Here is a 2,970-nt window from a genome sequence, read left to right as displayed (position 1 = left end):
TTGCTGCGGTGAATGCCAGGAACCCGCGTGAGTTGTTCGACCAGATCAAGATTGCACGGTTCGATTTCATCGAGGATATATGCAAAAAACGTCCGGCGAACAATAAATTTAAGAGAGGTTGGATGAATCGGATTAATGATTTGAGATTCGAGGAATGAAAAAGTTACCGTGGATATTAATTGTACTGCTGGCAATTGCTTGTATAGTGGTTTGGTTCCGTCCGCATGAGCAGCCTCCGGCTGAAGTTCGTGTAGAGACGAAGATAAAGACGGTTGTCAAGGTAGATACGATGCTTATCTCTGCACCGATGGCAGTATTCTGGCGTTTCGTGCCGGATGATACGACACGGATAGGTGATACGCTGCTTCATCGCCGACAAGTAGTGTATTCAGACAGCTCGTATCGGGCTGTGGTGAGCGGATATGTAGACCCTCGGCTGGATAGTTTACAGATATTCCCAAGAACTGTGTATCAGACAGTGACGAATGACGTCTATCATCCGGTTCCCATCAAGTCGAAGAAGAAGCGTTGGGGATTAGGGTTGCAGGTAGGATATGGCTATCCGGGTGGTTTTTATGTCGGTGGTGGGGTGAGTTATAATTTGTTTATGTGGTAGAAAAAACATACCTTTGTTGCTGTAGTAGTTTTACTTATCATTCATTTGATAAGTGGCCCCGGCTTCCGTCGGGGCTTTTTATACAAGAAATGATTCGTTAAAAGTATTCCAGTGCCTACTTTCTTTTATATCTAAGTTGATATAAGCTCAGATATGATTATCTGAAAGTAAGAACAAATAATAATAGTATTAGATATGAAACAGAGAAGAAATAGGTCTGAGTCCAACTATAAACGTGCAAAGATTAATTCGTGGTGCAGGCTTTTAGAAAAGGATTTTGATTGGGATTATACGTTTTTATTGGAAATAGAGCGCAAGAAAATAATAGAAATGTATGAATACTTTAAAAAGTGTACGCGTTCGGATAAAATGCCTATAGTGGCAAGAGACTTGCAACTTTGCATTGGCCTATTGGATATTGTGCTCGAAAAAGATAATTTGCAGTTGGAATTTTCAGGAATGAAGACTATGCGTAGAGATGACGGTATGTATGAAATGGTAGAAAGTCCGCATATAATAGCTTGTAGGAATCTATACATTAACACTAAAAATGCATCAAGGTTCTGCCTATTTAATTTCCCGACAGATGATTATGATATTGAAATTATTCATAAAGAGGAATTGAGAAGATATAAGGCGTGGTATCTATATAATAAAATCAGAACTTACAAGTTGTTTTCTTGGTGGGATTAGGTAATAGGCATCCATCATTCTTACATCGTAAGGTTTTGATAGGTAAAGCAGTCCAATAAGCGACCTTTTTTCTTTGGCTTCTCTCTGCTATGATTTATCTTTGCAACAAAAAAATATGGCATACAATTATGACGAAGAAAGCGTGAATGCCTTAATGAAATGGGCTGAGAACGCACAGTTACCCAAGGAGGTTATGTTAAGTGAGGCAGAACATATTTTTGATACCTCCATGTATGTTAATGCGAATATCTGCGATATTAAGCAGCATTATCCGGATGCATTCTATAACCCGGCTATTGACCGGTTATATAGGTTGAAGGAGCATATGGAAGATAATATGTAGGACTGTAGGAGCGTAGGAGACCAATATTAGCCTCCTACATTATTTATTATCTACATATCGGGAAAATCCTCTTGTATCAGGGAGCTTTTTACCCCGAATCTTTTTTGCAAGTATCTCTCTGTAGTAGTAATTGATTTATGCCTGAAGTGCTTTTGTATTTCCCATGTATTAACTCCTGCATTGACCAGTTTTACTCCACCGGTATGTTTGAAGCTGTAAAGTTTGTATCTTTTGCTTAATCCCAGTTTATCCCTGATTCTGTCAAATCTATATCTGAAAGTATTTTTCCCAAGTCTGTGTTTTCCTGGCTGGCCGTCTCGAGAGAAAAGATACCAGTCTTCCGGATAGTTGCCTATCTTCAGCAGGTCATCAAGAACTTCATAAAGCTGCCTTGGCATATTGACTGTTTCTGTCAGTCCGTTCTTACTGATATCCTGACGGATGGTAATGGATGCTGTCTCCAGATTGATGTCACGTATCTGCAGATACAAGCATTCTTTCGGGCGGATTGCACAATAGTATTCAAGCTGACATAATAGCAGGAGTTGCGGGTCGTGCTCTCTCATATAGCCAATCAATATATTTCGGATCTTGTCTGGAATTGGGCTTGCCGCTTCGTCTCTTTTCTCGCCAAGATTAGGTATATTGGTGACCGGATTAGCTACAACAAGCTTTTTGTGTAGTAAGTAATCGAAAAAAGTATGCAATAACTGCTTGTATTTCAATACTGTCCTACGACTGACATGTCCAGTTCCGACTATGTGATAAAAAAAATTGTGTATATGTTCTTCTGATATTACACGCACGTTCTTGTTTGCCAAGGACCCCGCTTCCACCCATTCACAGAAGATCCTCAGTTTGGAGCAGTAAGTCTGATAGGAGGAATGCGCAAGTTCGGCTTTTTTCAGTTGGAGGAATTCTGAAATGTGCACTCTGATGCTGACGGCACCCTTGCTGTTATTGCCCCATCTGTTGACCATGGCCTGATACATAAGCTCGTCTTGATAGGTAACATGGTTTTCAGCGAACGGATCCTCCCCACTGTTGAGCTTGTTTTTGATTGTAGATATCACTTTCTCGGCATGGGCACGCCTGGCACTTTCCGTTGCCAGTTCCGCAAAGCCCTCATAATGCCGAAACCGCTTCATCTCCCCGGTTTGTGGATCCCTCAAGGAATATTCCACATACCATTTTTTTGTTAGATCTCCGCCACAATCCTTTAGCTTGGGCGGGATAAATACAGATTTCTTTCTTGCCATTTTTGCTGTTTTTTTGAATTAAGGGTGATGATTTACTAACTCAATAGACAGTTAAATAG

The 2,970-nt window shown here is 40.5% G+C and carries 5 protein-coding genes; 4 read left to right on the top strand and 1 reads right to left on the bottom strand.

The features are described from left to right. From ABUA47_RS24055 to ABUA47_RS24040, 4 genes are all read left to right on the top strand, one after another. Positions 1–158: putative peptidoglycan-binding domain-containing protein (locus ABUA47_RS24055; protein WP_349832202.1), on the top strand; the 158-nt coding region annotated here is incomplete at its 5' end. Next, positions 155–616, top strand: a complete 462-nt coding sequence (locus tag ABUA47_RS24050) for a DUF6808 domain-containing protein (RefSeq protein WP_119962310.1) — start codon at positions 155–157, stop codon at positions 614–616. The genes ABUA47_RS24055 and ABUA47_RS24050, both read left to right, overlap by 4 nt. Positions 617–811: 195 nt before the next feature. Continuing rightward, a complete protein-coding gene (locus ABUA47_RS24045; protein WP_061411836.1) occupies positions 812–1,309 on the top strand; it encodes a hypothetical protein in 498 nt (165 codons plus the stop codon). A gap of 115 nt (positions 1,310–1,424) precedes the next feature. Beyond that, positions 1,425–1,652 (top strand): DUF6965 family protein, encoded by a 228-nt coding sequence (locus ABUA47_RS24040; protein ID WP_119962311.1) that lies wholly within the window; start codon positions 1,425–1,427, stop codon positions 1,650–1,652. Between the two features lie 50 nt (positions 1,653–1,702). Here the strand turns inward: ABUA47_RS24040 and ABUA47_RS24035 are convergent, their stop codons facing one another. Continuing rightward, positions 1,703–2,911 carry a site-specific integrase gene (locus tag ABUA47_RS24035; protein WP_349832200.1) on the bottom strand — a complete coding sequence of 403 codons (1,209 nt, stop codon included), beginning with the start codon at positions 2,909–2,911 and terminating at the stop codon, positions 1,703–1,705. Positions 2,912–2,970 lie beyond the last annotated feature (59 nt).

This window comes from Bacteroides sp. RTP31139st1_H2_RTP31139_211217 (genome assembly GCF_040227615.1).
Classification (GTDB): domain Bacteria; phylum Bacteroidota; class Bacteroidia; order Bacteroidales; family Bacteroidaceae; genus Bacteroides; species Bacteroides uniformis.
The sequence above is the reverse complement of the archived record's forward strand: the minus strand, read 5'-3'. Positions and strand labels throughout refer to the sequence as shown.

Excerpts from the sequence above, each read along its gene's own strand:
- ABUA47_RS24050 (WP_119962310.1), top strand. The coding sequence starts at position 155 with ATGAAAAAGTTACCGTGGATATTAATTGTACTGCTGGCAATTGCTTGT.
- ABUA47_RS24045 (WP_061411836.1), top strand. The coding sequence starts at position 812 with ATGAAACAGAGAAGAAATAGGTCTGAGTCCAACTATAAACGTGCAAAG.
- ABUA47_RS24040 (WP_119962311.1), top strand. The coding sequence starts at position 1,425 with ATGGCATACAATTATGACGAAGAAAGCGTGAATGCCTTAATGAAATGG.
- ABUA47_RS24035 (WP_349832200.1), bottom strand. The coding sequence starts at position 2,911 with ATGGCAAGAAAGAAATCTGTATTTATCCCGCCCAAGCTAAAGGATTGT.